General features: G+C 63.8%; 1 protein-coding gene. It reads right to left on the bottom strand.

The annotated features are described in order from the left end of the window. Nucleotides 1–1046: DUF5801 repeats-in-toxin domain-containing protein (locus ACM6IT_RS24605; RefSeq protein WP_414918882.1), on the bottom strand; the 1046-nt coding region annotated here is incomplete at both ends.

Here is a 1046-nt window from a genome sequence, read left to right as displayed (position 1 = left end):
TGCCTTCGCGGAAAAGAACACGATCTCCTCGGATGTCGAAGGAATAGCCGGGTCATTCGTCTGAGGAATCAACAAGGTGCGCACCGAATCCGGGCCGCCGGCAGCGAGCGAGCCGTCGGCACTGCTGAGCACGATCGTCGAACTGAAGCCCTGCACCAGATCCAGTGCATAGTGACCATCGGCATAAGCAGTCAGCGTGTAGTCGACGGTGGTATTCGCCGTTGCAGCGTTGTTGTCGAAATCACCGGTCAAGGTTCCCGCGAACTGGTACGCGCCATTGGCGTCCGGTGATGGCGTCTGCTCGGTGAGCGTGCCGGTCCCGGTCGTGGTCGTGTTGTCGGGCCTGACGAGGGTGAACTGATCATTGACCAACGAGATGTCCAGACCGGCCGCACCCAGCCCGTCGGCTCCCGTCGCCATATTCCAGAATCCGGATTGCGCCAGGACGCTACCGGTCCCGATCAGGTTGCCGAAACTGAGTGCCGGGCCGTCATCCTTGAACACCAGGTTCTGCCCGATGTTCAGGGTTGCCAGGGCGCTGTCGCCGTCTGCGTCGGTCTTGATCGCGGTCAGCGTCACCAGGTTGTCCGAGGTCAAACTCCTCGAATCATCGGGATTGCTTGGGTCGGCATGCACCACGGCGCGGGCCTGGTCGAGCGTGACGCTGCCGTTGGCGGCGACGCTGACCGTGAACACCAGCAGGTTGCCGCTGGCCGTGCGGCCTTCGACCACGGTGCCGTTGAGCGACAGGTTCACCGCTTGGCCCGAGGCCGTGTCGATCAGCCCGGAAGCCCCGGCCACCACGCCCAGCGCGTAGGTCAGGGTGCCGGCCCCATCGGCGCCAAACGCCGAATTGAAGTTGGCGGCGAAGCTCTGGGTATCGTTGGTCGCCAGTACCGTTTCATCCACCGTCAGCGTCGGTTCCACGCCGGTGGTGGTGATGCTCGGTCCGTCATCCTTGAACACCAGGTTCTGCCCGATGTTCAGGGTTGCCAGGGCGCTGTCGCCGTCCCCGTCGGTCTTGGTCGCCGTCAGCGTTACCAGGC

The organism is Pseudomonas sp. IT-P4 (assembly GCF_949767755.1).
Taxonomy (GTDB): Bacteria; Pseudomonadota; Gammaproteobacteria; order Pseudomonadales; family Pseudomonadaceae; genus Aquipseudomonas; species Aquipseudomonas monachiensis.
This window is presented reverse-complemented; position numbering and strand designations above follow the sequence as displayed.